A 19,235-nucleotide genomic window follows, 5' to 3' on the forward strand; every position below is an offset into this window, starting at 1 on the left:
CAGGAAGGCGTCGAAAAGGGTAGCTTGTCTACGTCGAAACGCGCTTTCTGCAAGCGAAGCATTCGCTGCTGCGCCGTGGCCGTCGTGAAGGTTGCATAGTGCCTGCGGTGACGGTTTTCTCCCAGGCGAAGATGGAAGGCAAGTACGACATGGTGCCGGAGGTTGGCCAGAGGTTCGGGCCGTACGAAATCCTGGGAAGGCTGGGCGGCGGCGGCATGGGACTGGTCTTCCGTGCCTGGGATGCCCGTCTGCACCGTGAAGTGGCGGTGAAGCTGCTGCACGATGAGTACAAGATGCCGGCCATGCGGGAGCGGTTTCTGCTGGAGGCACGCGCGGCTTCGTCGCTGAACCATCCAAATATTTGCACGATCTTCGACATCGGCGATCAGGATGGGAATCCCTACCTGGTGATGGAGCTGCTCGAAGGAGAGTCGCTGAAGCATCGGATTGAGCGCGGCGCGCTGCCGGTGGAAGACATCGTTCGCTTCTCACAGGAGATTGCCGATGCGCTGGCGGCGGCCAGCGTGAAGGGCATCGTCCACCGCGATATTAAGCCGGCGAACATTTTTCTGGTGAATCTGCCTACGGGCAAGAGTCAGGCGAAGGTGCTGGACTTCGGTCTGGCCAGGATTGGGCTCTCGGCGGGCGGCGGCTGGGGCTCGCGCACGCTAGACCTGGCGCTGGCGGGCGGGACAGTGGGGACGCTGGCGTATATGTCGCCCGAGCAGGGGCGAGGCGAGTCGCTTGATGTGCGTTCGGACCTGTTCTCGCTGGGGATTGTGATGTATGAGATGGCCACCTGCCAGGTGCCGTTCAAGGGCACAACCAGCGCGCAGGTGTTTCAGCAACTCTTTAATCGCTCGCCTGACCCGGTGCGCAACTGGAACACGCTCGTTCCAAGGCATCTGGAAAAGATCATTCTGAAGCTGCTGGCCAAGGACCGGCGCGACCGCTATCAGACGGCGAAGGAGCTGCACGACGCGCTGGGGAGGATTGTGATCAGGAAAGGGCTACGCACGCTGCTGAACAAGGCGGCATTGCCATCGGCTCCCCCGGCTCGTGATTCCGGCCCGCATACTCCAAGACCGTCGGCGCAGGAACTGGCGGGATTGGAGCGCATGTTCGACGATGTGAGCGTGGCGGGTGCGCAGTCGCCGCTGCCGGGCGCGCCGCCTACAGGAAAACCCGCTGCTCCGCGACAGACGCCGCTGCGTGATCGTGTTGGCTTGCTTGCCAAGGCTGTGCGGCAGAAGGGTCATTCGAGCGCGGTGGCTGAGAGAGATTCGTCCACGGGCAAATTTGCCGCGGCTCGTGCTCTGGCGGACGAGGCGGAGGAGCGCAACAAGCGTGCCCGTGTGGCGCTTGAATCGAGCAGCAGTGCGGGCATCAATCCAGGCTATGGACTGCGTGAGCTTGATTCGTACAGGCCCTTCGATGCAGGGGACATGGACGATCCTGTCGTTGCTGCTCCCATGGCAAAGAGGCTGCGCGAGCGACGGATGAGAAAGACGGCTGAGATCGCCGTGGCGCTGGCGGTGCTGTACACGGGGATCTATCTGCTGGCGCGCGGAGGGCACTTTCGTCCCGTGGTGCTGGGGCCTCAGGATGGCCTTCTGCTGACGGTGATCCAGAACAGGACAGGCGACAAGGCGCTGGACGGCGACACCGTGATGCAGGGACTGGAAATTGAACTGCGTCAGGCGGAGAAGCTGAAGGTGCTGGGCGCAGCCACGTATCATGCCGGGCTGCGGCGGATCGGGTCAGGCAACAACGCATCGAATACTGCGCCCGTTGATCGTGCGGCCCAGATGGTTGGCGCGAAGGATTACATTTACGGCGAGGTGACGCGGTCGAGGTCGTCGTACACGATCAGCGTGGAGGTGCTGGATACGGCCTCGAACGATAAAGTGGTGAGCCTGGAGCAGACGGCGAAGAGCAGAGAACAGATACCGGCGGCGATCAGCAGGCTTGCGCAGCAGGTGCGGGCTGAGGTTGCGGAAGGCGGATGGAGGCGCGCGCGGCAGTCGGCCTCGCTGGTGCAGGAGGCCACCGGCAATGTCGACGCGCTGCACCAGTATGCGCTGGGCGAGGCGGCGCTGCGGACGGGACGCGCGCGCGATGCGCTGGCTGCCTATCAGCAGGCCGTTTGGCTGGACCCCAGGTTCATTGAGGCGCAGATGCAGCTTGCGTGGCTGGCCCGTTCGCAGGGAGCCGAGGTGGAAGCGGCGAATGCGGCGCGCATGGCGCAGACTGCCGCCGGGCAGGCCAGCGAGAGGATCAAGCTGCTGGCGCAGTTCTGCTATCTGATCAATGTGACTGCGGACTATACGCAGGCCCGGCGCGTCATCCGGCAGTACGTAGCGCTGAATCCGCATGACCCCGGCGGCCTGGCGCAGCTTGCGCTCGTGTCGCGGCTACAGGGATATTTGCCCGAGGCGTTGCTGGCTGCGCAGCAGAGCTATGGAGAAGACTCCGCAGAGTCTGTTGCCTACGACGAGGCAGAGCGGGCACTGATTGGTGTGGGCCGCTACGATGCCGCGCTTCAGCTTGAAACGCAGGCCCGGAGCGCAAGCGCAGCATCGGATGCAAATACGCTTGCGACGGCCTACCTTGGCGGGAAGCAGGACCTGCTGACAAAGCAGCTCGACGCTGCGCGCGTCTCGACTGGCAAGGCGGCTTCTGCTTCGCAGGCGACGTCCTTGCAGACGCTGAATTCACGGCTGGCAGCGTATGCGCTCTATCTGGACAATACCGGCCAGTTCACGTCTGGCGAGGCGGCATGGAGGGTCGCGGCGGCAAGTACTCCAACCCTGCCTTCGGCGCAGGCGTCGATGCTGGCACGGGCGGCGCTGGATCGGGCGTTGACCGAGAATTGCAGCAGCGCGCTTCGGCTGGCCGGTGAGGTGAGCAACATGGAGCGCGGCCCGGTTGCGATGTTCGACGCAGGCATGGCGGCGGCGCTTTGCGGAGACAAGCCTTACGCGGACAAGACGGTTACGGATTTGCAGCAGAAGTATCCCGAGAACGTTGCCGTGCAACAGTACGAAGCGGCAGAGCTGGAGGCGGCAACTGATATCGGCGTCAACGAGCCTGGACAGGCGCTCGACGTGCTGCTGGGCATTGGCGAGTATGACCAGGTTACGCTTGCGCCATATCTGCGCGGCCTCGCGCACGCGGCGGTGCATCAGGCGCCGGTGGCCATTGTGGACTTTCAGGCCGTGTTGAATCATCGGGGAGTTGCGTGGATGCTGGGCAGCGATGTGTATCCCATGGCGCAGATCGGCGCGGCGCGCGCGGCGTGGGACAGCCGCGATAAGCAGGCGAGCGCGGATAACTATATTAAGTTTCTTGCGTTGTGGCCCCAGGCGGACCAGGGTGATCCGCTGGTGAAGGAGGCATTGGCGCGGACAAAGCTGAAGTCGCGGTAGAGTATTTTTTCTCTCTCTATATATAGGTGTGGTCGGCGCGGATCGATACGAAACGCAGATTCCCTTCGGGAATGACAAACAACGTGGGAATGACAACAAGAGTGGGAATGACAGCAAAAGCGGGAATGACAGATAAATCCCGCTTCGGAGGATGAGGTCGCGAGGGCCGGATCTCCGGGACAGATGCTCTAGCCTCCGATGTAACTCATCTCTACTTTTTTCTGCTTCGCGGTTTCGGCGGTGCGCAGTTCGGAGTAGTTGTCGGCGCGGTGGTGCCAGATGGATTGGACGGCCTCGCTGATCTCGGTGTCGTCTATTCCGGAGCGGAGGAGCGACTTGAGGCTGTAACCTTTTTGCGCAAAGAGGCAGGTGTAGAGCGTGCCGTCGGTGGAGAGACGTGCGCGTGTGCAGGCTCCGCAGAACGCCTCGGTGACACTGGAGATGAGGCCGAATTCGCCTGCGCCGTCGAGATAACGCCACCGCTTTGCGACTTCGCCTGCGTAGTTTGGATTGAGGGGAGCGCAGGGAAATACCTCGGAGATGCGCCGCGCGATCTCTGCGCTGGGAACGACGTCATCCATCTTCCAGCCGTTGGTGGCGCCAACGTCCATGAACTCGATGAAGCGGACGATGTTGCCGGAGCCCCGGAAGTAGCGCGCCATGTCGATGATGTGGCCGTCGTTGATGCCGCGCCGGACGACCATGTTGATCTTCAGCGGAGCAAGTCCCGCCGCGGCGGCAGTGTGGATTGCATCGAGCACGCGCTGGACGGGAAAGTCGGCGTCGTTCATGGCACGGAAGGTGGCGTCGTCGAGCGAATCGAGGCTGACGGTGACGCGGTTGAGCCCCGCGGCTTTGAGCGCGTGCGCTTTTGCTTTGAGGGCCGATCCGTTGGTGGTCAGGGTGAGTTCTGCGTCGGGCACGGCGGCGGAGAGCATTGCGACGAGCTTCTCGATGCCGTGCCGCAGCAAAGGTTCGCCGCCGGTGAGACGGATTTTTTCGACGCCGTGTGCGCGGAAGATCTTCGCCAGCCGCACGATCTCTTCAAAGGTCAGCAGCTCGTCGTGCGGAAGGAATGGGTAGGCCTCGTTGAAGACGCTTCGGGGCATGCAGTAGGTGCAGCGGAAGTTGCAGCGGTCGGTGACGGAGATGCGGAGGTCGTGCAGGCCGCGACGGCGCGTGTCCAGAACCGGGCTCGATATGGAGCGATCGAGCGCGGGGATAGCCAGTGTCTTCGTGTCCGTGCGGTCATCGGTCCGCGAGATGATCCTGAAGGTCATGACAGGTCTCAGCCGCCTCCGTGTGCGGTAGTCCTAGTTTACTGAAACGGGCGTGCGTTCGGCTTGTGCCGGGTTATGCTCCGTGGTGGAAGAGGTAGGCGTACATCAGTACCTCAAGGCCAACGATGGAGGCGAGCAGCAGGCTGTGGCGGAGCGTGAAACGGAACAGTTTTGCCTGTTCCGGGACAGACAGGCCGGTGGCTGCGGCGGCAACCGCGATGGATTGCAGGCTGATCATCTTGCCCATGACGCCGCCTGCTGAGTTTGCCGCTGCCATCAGAACTGGATTGAGCCCCAGCCGCGATGCGCTGACGACTTGAAGATTGCCGAAGAGCGCGTTTGAGGCTGTGTCTGATCCGGTGAGGAAGACGCCGAGCCAGCCGGTGAGCGAGCTGAAGAAGGGAACAGAGGCTCCCGTCGCGGCGAATGCCAGGCCCAGCGTGCCTGTTGCGCCGCAGTAGTTCATGACGAATGCCATGGCGAGCATGGCGGTGACGGTGATGGTGGGGAAGATGAGTATTCGAACTACGTAAAGGCACTCTTCGAGGAACGCGCGGATTCGCATACGCGCCAACAGCGCGGAGAAAAGCGAAGCGAACATGCATGCCGTGCCCGAGGCCGAGAGCCAGTTGCCTTTGAAGATTGCGCCATAGAGTGCGGCTTCGCGGACGACTGGAGGCTGGCGCAGAATCTCGTTGTGTAAGCCGGGCCAGGCGAAGGTATAGGTGGCCCGGTTGAGGAAGGACTGGACCGGGCCAAAGCCCCAGGCGAGGACGAAGACGACCAGAAGCATGTAGGGCATCCACGCAGACCAGACTTCGCGCGCAGAGTGCTTTCGAATCTCGCGGCGTTCTGTGGCCGCAAGGTGCGTTGTGTCCACTTCAGTAGGTTGCCAAAAGCGCAGGAGCAACATCAGTGCGCCCATGGCTGCGAGTGAGGCGAGAATGTCGGTCAACTGCGGGCCCATGGTGCGGGAGACTGTGAACTGAACAACGGCGAACGCTGCTCCACACGCCAGCACGGCAGGCCATACGGCGCCGACGGCTTTGCGTCCGCAGGTGACGAGGATGAGATAGGCAGGGATGAAGAACGATACCGGTGCGCAGATTTTTCCAACGTCTGTACTGAGCGCGGCGATGGGCAGGCCGGTTACGGCGGCCAGCGTGATGATGGGAATGCCGATTGACCCGAAGGCCACCGGGGCCGTGTTTGCCAGCAGGCACAGCGACGAGGCGTAAAGCGGCGCAAATCCCAGGCCAACCATCATGGCGGCTGCGACGGCAACGGGAGTTCCGAAGCCGGCGCAGCCTTCGAGGAAGGCTCCAAAGGCAAAGGCGATGAGCAATGCCTGCAGGCGGCCGTCGGCCGTGATGGATTCGATGGAGTCTTTGATGACCTCGAACTTTGCTGTGCGCACGGTGATCTGGTAGAGCACCAGCGCCCAGTAAATGACCCACGTGATGGGAAACAGCCCGAATGCCGCGCCATACGCGGCCGCGCTGATGGTGTGTTGCCACGACATGCCATACGCGCCTACGGCAAGCACGATGGTTGCAGCGAGCCCTGCAAGCGCCGCGATCCACGAAGCCCTGCGCTTCACGGCCAGCAGAAACAGGAGCAGCAATGTCGGGAGCACGGCGAGGAGCGCGGAGAAACCGAGGCCGCGTCCGAACAGGTAGTAGCTTTGAGGCCAAGCGGATGTCATGAGCCAAACCTCGCGGCCCTGCAGACGGTGACAACAGGAGTTTTGCAGCCGGCGGATTGTGCCGTGCGGCCGCAACCAGCACTATAGCAGTCGTCGCAGGTACAAACCCATGGTAAAAAGGCATCTGCGGATCGGCTGAGTGATTTGCCGCGCGGTTTTTGGATGAGAGGAGCACCATGCGCACTGTTCTTGCCGCGTTCGTCATGCTTGGCGGAGTTACCCTGGCGCAAACGCCCGCATTGCGGCCACTGGATGCGTTTCCGATGAAGGACGGCGGGCTTGCCATTCGGCGTCACGTGGAGGCAGGGAAGCCGTTTACCGTGGCCGGACTGCGAGGGTTTCTTGCAGGCCAGCAGGAAGGGACGTTCGAGGCGTGGGTGCTGCCCATCAAACTGCTGAGTCATTTCACGATTCGCGCTGATGTCGAGGGCTACTCAGTTCCGATTGAACTCAACCCGGATGCGGCTGAGATTGAGGTGTACCCCGATCGTACTGTTATTACGTATTCGCACATTGCGTTTACGGTCAGGCAGATTATGTTCGCTCCCGACGACATGGAAGATGACACGGGAGCAGTGGTGCTGTTTCAGTTCGACTCCACGCGCCCCATGGACCTGACGTTCAGCTTTACGCCGGAGATGCGCCCGATGTGGCCGGAGCGCGGCAAAGGAACGCCGTCTCCTGAATGGGTAAAGCGGGGTGAGAGTGGGTTCTATCTGCTGCACACTGATTTTCCTGATTTGACGGGAGCGGTGGGGATGCCGGATGCGCAGTCTGGAATCATGGCGCCGTATCAGGAACGGCCACAGGTTCATCCTCTCGAATTGAAGCTGCACTATGACCCGAAGCGCGATGCGAATCGCTACTTTCCGCTGCTGATGGCAGTAGGCCAGACGATGAAAACTGCAACGGAGCAGGCGCTGCAAGGGAAGCTCGAACGGTTGGATGATTCGCTTCCGCAGATTTATGCGAAGCACGCTGCGCGCTATGCGGAGATGCAGAATACGCTGACGGCGATCCGCACGCCTGATACGGGTCTGAACCGCGACTTCACGTGGGCGGAGATGTCGATTGAACAACTGCGCGCGAAGGCTGAGCCGAGCGGCGAAGTGGGGCTGGTCGCAGGGTATTACTCTTCGGGCGATTCGGCGCGGCCAGGCTTTGGGTGGTTCTTCGGGCGCGACTCGCTGTATACGCTCTATGCGGTGAATGGCTTTGGCGATTTCGGGTTGACACGCGAGGAATTGGAATTCCTGATCAAGCGTCAACGCGACGACGGCAAGATCATGCACGAGTATTCGCAGACTGCGGCCTACGTGGATTGGAAGTCGTTTCCATATATGTACGCCGCGGCTGATTCGACACCGCTGTTTTTGACCGCGATGTTGGATTATGTGCGCGCAAGCGGCGACGTGGCGTTTGTGCAGCAGCATCGTGATGCGGTTGACAAGGCGTGGAAGTTTGAGACGACGCATGACAGCGATGGTGATGGCATCTACGACAACGCGCAGGGCACGGGCTGGGTGGAGAGTTGGCCCGGCGGAATGCCGCATCAGGAGATCTATCTTGCGCTGCTCGATCAGCAGGCTTCGGCTGCGATGGCGAAGCTCGCAAATTTGCTGGGTGATACGGCCACAGCTTCTTCCGCTGCTGCGCGTGCAACAAGTGTTGCGAAGAAGATTGAGGCTGAGTACTACGAGCCGACGGCGGATGCGTATGCGTTCAGCCGCAACGCGGACGGTGCGCTCGACCACACCGCCACGATCTTTCCGACGATTGCGTGGTGGAACGGCGGAGCGGGACTGGCGCATTCTGATGCGAGCTTCCGGCGCTGGGCTTCGCATGATTTTTCTACCGACTGGGGACTGCGCGATGTGGCGGAGAGCGTGCCATTTTACGACCCCATCAGCTATCACCAGGGTTCGGTGTGGCCGCTCTTTACCGGCTGGACGTCGCTGGCGGAGTATCGCGCTGGCCATGCGCTTGCAGGCTACACGCACCTGATGCAGAACGCAGACCAGACAACGACGCAGGACCCTGGCGCAGTGACGGAGTTGCTCTCGGGCGCGTTCTTTCAGCCCTTTGGGCGCAGCACGAGTCATCAGCTCTGGTCTTCTGCGATGGTTATCACGCCCGCGTTGCGAGGATTGTTTGGCATCGACGTAGACGCGCTGGCGAGTGTTGTGCGGCTCGATCCGCATCTTCCGGCGGACTGGGACCATGCTGAGGTCGAACGGCTTCACGTGGGGCAATCGGTGTGTTCGCTGGATTATCAGCGGCGCGGTCAGGCGCTGGTTGTGAGTGTTTCGACTGTCTCCGGCCCGGTTGTCCGGCTGGCGAGCGATGCCACTGGTGCGCGTGCGGCTGCGGATGGCGCGTCGATTACATTTGCGCTACCTGCTGTGGAGGTTGCGGTGCCACATGGGCTGCCGCTGCCCGGGGCGCGCACGTCGCAGATGAAGGTGCTTGATGAAACGACAACTCCGCACTCACTTACGCTCGAACTCGAAGCGATGGGTGGGACGTCGGTCGAACTTCCGCTGCGTCAGAATGCTGCGAAGCTCACGCTTCGTGTTGAGGGCGCTCGCGTGGTCTCGGCACCGCATGGTGCGAAGGGACGTGAAGCTAGGGGTGCTGATTTGGCGGATGCGCTGGTAGTCGATTTTCCCTCGGGCAGCGGCTATCAGACGAGGACTGTTACTGTGCGCTGGTAGCGAGCAGTGCATGTGGTGCGTGGTCTCTGTGCAACGCGGCCGCAGCCTTGCCTCGCTGTTCTTTCAGGAGTTGATGCATCTTCAGATACACGCTATTGGTCCAGCCGAAGCCAACGACGTTGCTCTTGTAGCCTGTCGCTACGTCGATGTTGGCGGAGCCACTGACGACGTTGTACTTTTCGCGGGTGGTGCCATCGCGCTCAAAGCTCTGTAGGATGGTCCGCGAGAAGTTTGCGGAGAGACGTGCGGCGTCCTGCGTGAATCCATATTCGTCGAGGCCATGGATGGCGAGCCAGCTTGTCGGGGCCCAGCCGTAGGGCAGGTCCCACTGCGTGCCGGAGTCGTAGTCGCTCATGGCGATGCCGCCCTCGTGCTCGAAGAGCGAGAGATGCCGCTCGACTGCCGCTGCCTGCTGTGGCGATGCGAGCCCTGCCCACAGCGGATAAAAGACGGTGATGTAGTTGTAGGTGGATTGCGTGTGCGTGGTGAAGTTGTAGTCGTAAAACATTCCCGCTTTGGCGTTCCAGAAATATTTGTTGGCGGCAACGCGGCGTGCTTCCGCGCGGCGGTCCCACGCGGAAGCTTCTTTCGGGCGACCCAGCAAGGTGGCAAAGTGCGCCATGTCGCGGGCGTATTTGTAGAGCAGGCTGTTCAGGCACACGGGCGCGTAGTGGTTCGTTGAACCGCTGAACGGGCCAAAGCGGAAGCTGGGGTCGAAGCCCGATTCGCGCATGGCGCGGTCGCCGCGATAGAACTCGCTGGTCAGGCGGTGCCCGTTGACATGCGCGCGGGCGCAGACTTTGGAAGCAGCGATGTCGCAGCTTGTCTTTGCTAATTCGTCGGCTTGTGCAGGAGTAGGATTGTCCGGCGCATCGATGAGATAGTCGGTATGGACGTTCGGGTGTGCGAGCAGCCAGCGGATGACGTCGGAGTAGTAGTTGCTGTCATCGGCCATCTCCGGCACGGGGCCTGAGCCAATGTCGTCGTACCGGGCCAGGCCGGTGTCTCCGGCAAGATGCGGAGCGCGCGTCCACAGTGCATAGTCGCGTGAGGCATAACTGTAGGCCGAGGCCAGCCAGGCCTTCGAGAGCGGATGACCGTTCGGGTGCTCGTACACTTCGCGGATCATCGAGCTGAGAAACGGCGGCTGCGAGCGCGTCAGATAGTACGTACGGTTCGCGTTGAGAATGGCGCCGTAGTTGGCGATCTCGAAGAAGAAGTTCTCCACCATGTTGCGCGCCAGATCGGTGCGGCCATCCTGCACGAGACCGAGCACGATGAAGTAGCTGTCCCAGCCGTACATCTCGTTGAAGCGGCCGCCGGGAACAACGTAGGGATGCGGCAGGTAGAGCAGTCCCTCGTCGGGGATTTCAGAGACGCGCACGTCGCCCATGCGTGCGATGGTGCGTGGCAGGCTGCGCACTTCGACCTTGCAGTGCTTCTCCATCGACTCGACTGCGGGCGGGATGGGCATCTTCGCCGGCAGGTAGAGAATCGGCGTCGTTGTCACCTTTGGATCGACCATGGATTTGCAATCGCTCATGGAGCGCGAAAGCGTGGTCCATCCCTGATCGATGTACTGGAGTATGCGCGCATTGGCGTCGTTGTTCTGTTTAGCTGCCTGCGAGTATGCGGGCCACGCGAACACAAGCAGAACAAGTGCGTACATCCATCGAGAGCGGCCCATAAACACCTCGCGAAACGAAACCTGTAGAAAAAATGCGCCTGACGCTCTCGTCCAGCGTCAGGCGCCTCTTCAAGCGGAGAGTGCTATTGCACGCTGCCGATCCACGATGCAAACGGCGGAAGCGTCAGATGACGCAGGCTGGATGTGCCTTCGAGCGCCGGAGCATCGGTCATCAGCGTTTTGACCGTGCTGCCCGTGACCCCAGCCCTTGTTAGATCCAGTGACACCGTCTGCGTTTGGTTGGTGAAGTTGAGCGCAACCACAACCGACGGGCCGCCATTGACGCCTTTACGCACATACGACAGCACCGAGGGATTGATGTCGTCGAGCATGATCTGTTTGCCGCTGCGCAGTGCCGGATCGCTTCTGCGCATGGCAATCAGTTTTTTGTGCCAGTTGAGCAGCGAGTTCGGCTCGCTATCTTCCACCTTCACGTTGACTGTGCGGTAGTTGGACGCGACCGGGAGCCATGTTTTATCGGCGGTGCTGAAGCCGGCGTTTTTGGAGCTGTCCCACTGCATAGGCGTGCGCTCGCCATCGCGGCCCTTTTCTTTTGGCCAGCCTGTGATACCGATGGGGTCCTTCACGTCCTGCTTACGTTTGGGGGTGGACGTGACCATGCCGATCTCTTCGCCGTAATACATCAGCGCGGTCGCGTGCGAAGTAAGCAGCGTGACCGCGACAACTTTGGCGATGGCCTCGTTGTGGATGCCGTCGCCGTAGCGGTCCCAGCTTCTGCGGTTGTCGTGGTTGTCGAAGACGAAGAGAGGCTGATTGCCGTCGATGCGTGTCTCGGCGTCCTGGATGCGCTTGCGGAACAGGGAAGCGTTGAGCTTGTTGATAAAGCCCACCTGCATGTCCATCGGGAGTTGCAACTCGTCATGCTTTGCGCCGCCGTACCACTTGTCGAGTTCCTGCACGTTGGGCAGATACGTTTCGCCAATGAGCACACGGTCTCCGGGATACTCGTTGACGACCTCGCGCAGGCGGCGCATGACGTCGTGGACCTCCGGCAGATTGTTGGTGTAGATGTCGTCGAGGTTTGGGTCGCCCTGCGCATTGGTGCCGCCGAGTACGGGCTCGTCGCGCAATTTAGGGTCTTCAAACAGCGTTGGAACCGCGTCGAGCCGGAAACCCGCGACGCCTCGATCGAGCCAGAACCTGACCGCGCCGAACATGGCTTTTTCGACCTCGGGATTCCGCCAGTTCAGATCCGGCTGCTGCCGGTAGAACTTGTGGTAGTAGAACTGCTTCGTCTTCGGGTCGTACTGCCATGCGGAGCCGCCAAAGAGGCTGACCCAGTTGTTGGGAGGAATCGGCTTGCCCTTCGCGTCCACGCCTTTGCCGTCACGCCAGACATACCAGTCGCGCTTCGGGTTCGTCTTCGAGCTTGCCGACTCGATGAACCATTTGTGCTTGTCGGACGTGTGGTTCATCACCATATCCATGAGGATGCGAATGTTGTGCTTCTTTGCCTCCTGGACAAGATGGTCGAAGTCAGCCAGCGTGCCGTATTGCGGGTCGATGTTCTCGTAGTCGGAGATGTCGTACCCGAAGTCCACCTGCGGGGAAGGATAGACAGGCGAGAGCCAGATGGCGTTGACGCCGAGCGATTCGAGATAGTCGAGCCGCGAGGTGATGCCGTTCAGGTCGCCGATGCCGTCACCGTTGGAGTCCTGAAAGCTGCGCGGGTAGATCTCGTAGATCACAGCGTGTCTCCACCAGGGGCCGCTGTCGGGCTGCGCGGCGCGACCTTGCGCGACGCTTCCGGGAGTCATGAGGGTCAGGGTAGCGAGCATAAATACAATCGGTATCCAGCCAATAAGACGAGATGAGGTACGACAGCGTTTTGACATTGTGGTTCGGCCTCCCGTGAGTTCCGAACACTATAGCATTAGCCATGACAAATGCGAAGCAATGACATAGCAATAATGCCTACCATCATTCTCTACAAGGACTTATGATGCGCCGAAAGGTGTGTTCCGCATGATCTTCGCACGACGGTATGAGTCTGGAGCAGGACATCGCGGGTGGGCAGATTCGGGTTGTCGAGCCGTTGCAGCATGGTGGCCAATGCCATGGCGCCGATGTCGGCGCAGTTCTGATGCTGCGTGGTCAGTGGGACGGGCAACATGCCGGCGTACTTCACGTCATCGATGCCTACCAGACGTACCTCTTCGGGTATCTTCACGCCTAGTTTGGTGAGGCTCGCCATGACACGCGCCGCCGTCAAGTCGTTTGCGCCGACGATGCCATCCGGTTTGAACTCGCGAATCATCTTCTCGATCAAAGTATGGTCGTCCGGATCGCCGAAGCAGACCATGTCCTTCTGCGAACGCAGCCCATGCGCGATGAGCGCCTCTCTGTAGCCGGCGATCCGCGCGGTGACGTTGGAGGCGGACTGAGGCTTGGCAACGAATGCTACACGGGTCGCTCCATCAAGCAGCAGATGTTCGGTAATGCGATACCCGGCCTGGCGGTTGTCGATGCCGACAAGATCGTACTTGGAGCGCATGGGATAGGGCGCAAAACAGCGGTCCAGCAGCACGACGGCGATTCCTGCGCGGTCCAACGCCGCTGCAATGCGCTGATTTACTGCGTCCTTTTCCGGCGTGAACTCGAGCGGTGCAAAGAAGACGCCGGAGACTTTTTGCGCGATATATTGATGGCACAACTGCTCCGCTTCTTTTTCCTGCTGCGTCGCTTCGCGCATGGAGTGTCCCCACAGGAGCGAGTGCTGTTTGGAGAGCGGCGACTGCATCATGCCATGGCAGATGGGCTCGAAGATTTCCGTGCGGCCGAGGTCGGGTATGAGCAGACCGAAGACGTGTCCGGTGGAGACGAGTGGGGCGCGGACGTGCGTTCCGGATCCAGGCCGTCGCGTGACCAGGCCCTGCAACTGTAGTTCGTTGACGGCTTTCGCTACGGTGATGCGCGAGGTGTTGTATCGCTTGCCCAACTCTGCCTCGCTGGGCAGCTTGTCTCCGGGCTGGAAGGCTCCATGCTGGATGGCAGCATGGAGGTCTTCGTAGATCTGCCGGTAACGCGGAGCGTCTGGGGCAGGGAACTCCGACACCGCTTCGATGCGTGTGGTGTCCGGGCGGGTCTTAGCCGCTCGTTGCTTTCCGCCGCTGGTGCCTCGTGTTTTCTTCACTGAAACCCCGGATCCCTGAAACGGCTTCCTCGCCGACGGACGCTCCCACTGATTGTATAGACATTTCGTATGTCGCTTTACAGATAGCGAAAATTTTCTTTGGCCACGTGGTCAACCTTTTGGTGGAACTCTTTCTCCTACCATCGAATGGCTGATTGAAGGTGTTTATCCTCCAACGGGTTGATATTGATGGTCTTAGCGATAGCGACCGCGGGGCTTTGCTGGAACCTGACTGGAAAGAGGTCGGACCGCATTGGAGTTTGCCCGGGTGAGAATAAGATTGACATGTCATTATCTTCGATTGGTAAACGTATTTGTATTGTATTGGTATTGACATTGCGCATTGCAATCACGTATTTTTCAGGACACGCCATGTACCGGCGTCCATATCCGAAAGAAAACGGGAACGGAAGTTCACCATGCTCCGCCTGATGTCCAACCGTAGATTGGGGCGGGGTCAACAGAACAAGATTCAAGCACGGCTTTTGGAGGCACGATTATGCAGAGAGTGCGAGCAACACGATCGCTCCTGGCAGTCCTGGCAGTTTTTCTGGTGACGCTGACGCCGGCTGGGTTTGGCCAGGCAGTTTACGGATCCATCTACGGAACGGTCACAGACGCAACCGGGGCCGTAATCCCCAATGCGACCATCCTCGTTACCGACGTGGCCAAGGGCACTACAGGCACAGTCCAGTCGAACGGTAGCGGCGACTTCACCGTGGATCACCTTATTCCCGACACCTACAACCTGAAGGTCACGGCCACGGGCTTTTCGACCTATGAACAGAAGGGCATTCAGGTGTTTGCCGACACCTCGGTGAAGGTGACGGCGGAGCTGGCTGCGGGCGCGTCCACACAGACGGTGGAGGTGAACGCCGACGCCGTTCCGCTGCTGAAGACCGACCGCGCAGATGTCTCCACCGTCTTTCAATCGAAGGAGATTCAGGACCTCCCGCTTCCGGGCCGAAACTTTACCGGCTTGCAGTTGTTGCTGCCGGGCGCGCAGGAGCTTGGTTGGAGTCACGCCGCCAGCGAAAATCCGCAGGGAAGCAAGCAGATCATGGTAGATGGCCAGGCGTTCGCGGGTGTCGCCTATGAACTCGATGGCACCGACAACCAGGACCCTATTCTCGGGATTATCGTCGTCAATCCCAATCTTGATTCGCTCTCGGAAACGAAGATCACGACGCAGAACTACGATGCGGAGTTCGGAAAAGCCGTCGCGTCAGTCATCACGGCGCAGACGAAGTCGGGATCGAACAACTTCCACGGTTCGGCGTTTCTCTATCGCCAAAGCGGAGCCAATCTGGCGAAGGACCCATTCACGCAGGGACCCGGGCGTGCCATCTTCCCAGGCCAACTCAAGAGCCAGTTTGGCGGCTCCATCGGCGGGCCGATCCTGAAAGACAAGCTGTTTTTCTTTGGCGATTATCAGGGCGTGCGTCAGAAAGTCGGAACCTCGAACGTCCAGACAGTGCCGTCGTCCCTGCTGGTAGAGACATGTCTCGGCAAAGAGGTTGGGCCTAGCGGAATTCCGGGCTGCGACTTCAGCGAATATGCAGCGGGTGTGACGCCGACCGGTGCGGGCATCATCTATCAGGCAAACGGCCAGCCCTATCCGAATAACGTGATTCCCGCTGCCCAGGTATCCACGCAGGCGAAGAACTTTTTCGCTCTTCTGGAGCCATACAAGCCGAACGCACCTGGCTCGTTCGACAGGCTTAAAAACAACTATGCCGGCGCAGGCACCGGAGGCTTGAATAGCGACCAGTGGGACGTGCGCGGCGACTACCAGATGAATGAGAAGACTCACTTCTTTGGCCGGTTTAGCCGGTTTACCGATGTCCTGAGCGGAACGGTCATGTTCGGCAAGGCAGGCGGCGCGGGGTTCGGACTCGGCGGGTATGGTGGCACCTCAAAGGGAGCCAACGACAGCGTTGCGCTTGGAACCGACGTGGCAATCAACTCGAACCTTGTGACCGATGTGCGCCTCGGCTACTTCCGGTACAACATCAACACCAGCAAATATGACCAGGGCACCGACCTGGCCACCCAGCTTGGTATTCCCGGTATGAATACGGGCACGTCGTTCACAAGCGGTGCGCCGAGCTTCCAACTCACCGAAGTTGGCTCACTGAGTGGAGCGTCTCCCGCCAACCCACAGGCTCAGGGACCGCAGTATGGCGCGGGCCTGAACGTGGACCGCTGCAACTGCCCCCTGACCGAGCGGGAGGACCAGTATCAGATCGTAAACAACTGGACCAAGATGCTTGGCAACCACGGGCTGAAGTTCGGAGCCGACATTCGTTATGCGCGTAATCTGCGCGTCCCAAGCGATAACGACCGTACCGGCATCCTTTATTTCAGCAACAACTACACCTCTAATCCAAACCTTGCGACTCCCGGTGGATTGGGCTTTGCGACGTTCGCTCTAGGCAAGGTGACCAACTTCCTGCGCTACGTCAGCACCTCGACCAACGCGAAGGAGTTCCAGAAACGCGACTTCTTCTATGCGCAGGACACCTGGAGAGCAACCCCAAAGCTGACGGTCAACTATGGGCTTCGCTATGAGTTTTACTTCCCGGAGACCATCAACTCCAAAGGCAACGGTTCGCTCCTGGATCCGGCTACCGGCTACCTCAATGTCGCAGGTGTTGGCGGTGTTGGCAGCAATATGAACTGGAAAAGAACGACCAACACGTGGAGTCCAAGAATCGGAGTAGCGTACCAGGTGCGTCCGGATACGGTGATTCGAGCCGGTTATGGCCGCAGCTTCGACATCGGCGTATTCGGTTCGATCTTTGGTCACGCTGCGACCCAGAATCTTCCTGTTCTCTCCAGCCAGCAGGTGACACAGACAGGAGGAGCAAATAGCGCAGCCTTCACTCTGGATCAAGGTCCACCCGCGCCGACGCCCTTTGTCGTTCCTAGCAACGGTCTGCTCCCAAATCCTGGCACATTGGTGAACTCGCGCGCCAGGCCCAACCCGCTCCGTCTCCCGACTCTCGATGCATGGAACCTGAGCGTCCAGCAGTCGCTTACGCCGACTCTCTCCCTCACAGTCGCCTACGTGGGCAACAAAGGCACCCACACGCTAGGTGACGGGAGCGGCACTACGACCAACCCGATGGAAGCGGCGATCAATCTGCCTGCTCAATACAGCATTACCGGCCAGGCACTGCACTTCGATCCAACGGTGAGTTCGACCACACAGTACCCCGGCGTCAAGGCGTTGAACGGTCAACCGGTACCCGGCATTTCTCCTTCAGGAGGAACAAACAATCAAACCTATCTCATGCGCTACTACGGTGGGAAGCTTCCTGCATGTGCAGATTCCAACTACCACGTAAGTGATCCGCTCATCGGCCAGGGTCAGTGCGGCTGGACCAACGGCATCACCGAGTACAGCGATGACTTCAATACCCACTACAACGCGCTTCAGGTCACGCTCACCAAACAGTTTGCCCACGGTCTGTCAGTGAACGCAAACTATGCCTGGCAGCACGCGATCAGTTGGCAAAACAGTTACTACACCTGGAGCCACTCGGCCACCAAGGGGAACGATGGCTTCCTTCGCCGTCAACAGTTCATCGCCTATGGTCTGTACGAACTTCCCTTCGGAAGAAACAAGCCCTTCGGCGGCCATGTGAACGCTGTTACGAACGAGATCATCGGAGGATGGGAAGTGAGCCCCATCTTGAACTTCTCCAGCGGATTGCCGTTTACGCTGACGCTTGGAGGATGTCCGGGGATTCCGGGCTCGGCGCCTTGTTACATGAATGGAGACCGAGCAAACTTCCACCATCAGATCACCGGGGCCCCGTACACGTCTCTCCGCTACTTTAATGCAGCCGCCCTGTCTTCATCCTTCACGGCGCCAGGAGTTGACCAGATAGGAACGCTGGGGAGAAACAGCCTCTATGGACCGCATTTCTTCAATACAGACTTGTCGCTGATGAAGAGTTTCCCGATCCGTGAGATTGCCTCCATCAAGTTCCGCACGGATGCTTACAATGTCTTCAATTACATCAATTTCGGCTCGCCCAGCGGAAATGACGGAACGATCAGCAACGGCCCCGGCAAGGATGGCACCACGAATCCGCGCCAGCTACAGTTCTCGGTGAGCATGCAGTTCTGATCCCGTGAGCGATGAAGGCGAAAGGGGAGCTTCGGCTCCCCTTTCTCTATCGATTACACTCAGGTCAAGGTTGCCCATGAATGCTCTGCATACAGCCTTCGTTGCTCTCGCACTCGCTGTAGCGGCGGCTGCATCGGGAGGGCAGTCACTGGAAAGTCCGGGCGCCTCTTCTACGGCGAATCTGGCCCAGCTTCGCCAGATGATCGACCACGGACATTCCGACGAGGCGCTCAAGCAGCTCGATGCTCTTGCCGCGCAACAGCCCGTTCCGGCTGGCGTGTATCGCCTTCGAGGCGTGGCCCTCTATCAGCAGAACAGCTTTCAGAAAGCCGATGCGGCCTTTGCCAGCGCGTTACAACAGGATGCACACGATCTGGAGTCAACGCAGATGCGCGGCCTGACATTGTTTCGTCTCGGGCAGCCTGCGAAGGCGATCCCGTTTCTTGAAGCAGCGCATGACTGGAATGCTCAGACGCGAGTCGATCCAAGCTATGTCCTTGCGCTTTGCTATGTCGAGACGCGCAACTACGACGGGGCGCGCCATGCCTTTGCCGTACAGTACGGCTTCGCACCGGACTCCGCGCAGGCATATCTTCTAGCTGCAAGGATGTTGTTCCGGCGCGAGTACCTGCCCATCGCGCAGCAGTATGCGACGAAGGCGCTGGAGTTGGACGCGCAGCTTCCGCTGGCGCACGAGTTGCTGGGAGAGATTGCGCTGGCGGGTGAGCATCTCGACGTTGCGATTGCCGAATTCGAGAAAGAACGCGCACGCAATCCCCTCGACGGCAGCATCTACGACAGGTTGGGCGATGCGTATATCCGAGCGGGTGATTACACCAAGGCGCAGCAGTCATTGCAGCGTGCGCTGCTTCTGGAGCCGGCCTCGACCGGACCCTACATTTTGCTGGGTAAGGCTCTGCTGCGAAGCCAGGACCCCGTCAACGCGGCGATGTATCTGGAGCGCGCCGAGCGCATGGATCCCGGCAACTCGATGACTCACAGCCTGCTCAGCCAGGCCTATCGTTCGCTGGGCCGCACGGCGGATGCGAGCCGCGAGGTCAATACGGCACAGAAACTTCAGGCAGCGAGCCAGCCGAAACTCGAAGACGTTCACTGAGTACAATCACGC

9 protein-coding genes are annotated in these 19,235 nt (G+C 60.1%); 4 read left to right on the forward strand and 5 right to left on the reverse strand.

The window, feature by feature from the left end:
* Positions 1 to 107: 107 nt before the first annotated feature.
* Positions 108 to 3,428 carry a protein kinase domain-containing protein gene (locus tag VFU66_RS01190; RefSeq protein ID WP_326444399.1) on the forward strand — a complete coding sequence of 1,107 codons (3,321 nt, stop codon included), beginning with the start codon at positions 108 to 110 and terminating at the stop codon, positions 3,426 to 3,428.
* A 188-nt stretch (positions 3,429 to 3,616) separates the two neighbouring features.
* Here the strand turns inward: VFU66_RS01190 and moaA are convergent, their stop codons facing one another.
* A complete protein-coding gene (moaA, locus tag VFU66_RS01195; protein ID WP_326444400.1) occupies positions 3,617 to 4,708 on the reverse strand; it encodes a GTP 3',8-cyclase MoaA in 1,092 nt (363 codons plus the stop codon).
* Positions 4,709 to 4,781: 73 nt separating this feature from the next.
* Positions 4,782 to 6,413, reverse strand: a complete 1,632-nt coding sequence (locus VFU66_RS01200; RefSeq protein WP_326444401.1) for an L-lactate permease — start codon at positions 6,411 to 6,413, stop codon at positions 4,782 to 4,784.
* Positions 6,414 to 6,589: 176 nt separating this feature from the next.
* Here VFU66_RS01200 and VFU66_RS01205 point away from each other — a divergent pair, with 176 nt between their 5' ends.
* Positions 6,590 to 9,127 carry a glucosylglycerate hydrolase family protein gene (locus VFU66_RS01205; RefSeq protein WP_326444402.1) on the forward strand — a complete coding sequence of 846 codons (2,538 nt, stop codon included), beginning with the start codon at positions 6,590 to 6,592 and terminating at the stop codon, positions 9,125 to 9,127.
* On the opposite strand, the gene VFU66_RS01210 is transcribed toward VFU66_RS01205, so the two are convergent.
* The 3 genes from VFU66_RS01210 to VFU66_RS01220 all read right to left on the reverse strand — a co-directional run bounded on the left by VFU66_RS01210 (position 9,111) and on the right by VFU66_RS01220 (position 13,968).
* A complete protein-coding gene (locus VFU66_RS01210) occupies positions 9,111 to 10,814 on the reverse strand; it encodes a trehalase family glycosidase (protein WP_326444403.1) in 1,704 nt (567 codons plus the stop codon). The two genes, VFU66_RS01205 and VFU66_RS01210, sit on opposite strands and share 17 nt — an antisense overlap.
* A gap of 83 nt (positions 10,815 to 10,897) precedes the next feature.
* Entirely contained in the window at positions 10,898 to 12,613 is a 1,716-nt protein-coding gene (locus VFU66_RS01215; RefSeq protein ID WP_414649358.1) for an alpha-glucosidase, read from the reverse strand.
* 149 nt (positions 12,614 to 12,762) lie between these two features.
* Positions 12,763 to 13,968: a GntR family transcriptional regulator gene (locus VFU66_RS01220; protein WP_326444404.1), complete on the reverse strand. Its 1,206-nt coding sequence runs from the start codon at positions 13,966 to 13,968 to the stop codon at positions 12,763 to 12,765.
* A 499-nt stretch (positions 13,969 to 14,467) separates the two neighbouring features.
* Between VFU66_RS01220 and VFU66_RS01225 the strand changes: the two genes are divergently transcribed.
* Together VFU66_RS01225 and VFU66_RS01230 are read left to right on the forward strand one after the other, a co-directional pair.
* A complete protein-coding gene (locus VFU66_RS01225) occupies positions 14,468 to 18,106 on the forward strand; it encodes a TonB-dependent receptor domain-containing protein (protein WP_414649359.1) in 3,639 nt (1,212 codons plus the stop codon).
* A gap of 76 nt (positions 18,107 to 18,182) precedes the next feature.
* Positions 18,183 to 19,223: a tetratricopeptide repeat protein gene (locus VFU66_RS01230; protein ID WP_326444406.1), complete on the forward strand. Its 1,041-nt coding sequence runs from the start codon at positions 18,183 to 18,185 to the stop codon at positions 19,221 to 19,223.
* Positions 19,224 to 19,235 lie beyond the last annotated feature (12 nt).

It is taken from the genome of Edaphobacter sp., from assembly GCF_035763405.1.
Taxonomy (GTDB): Bacteria; Acidobacteriota; Terriglobia; order Terriglobales; family Acidobacteriaceae; genus Edaphobacter.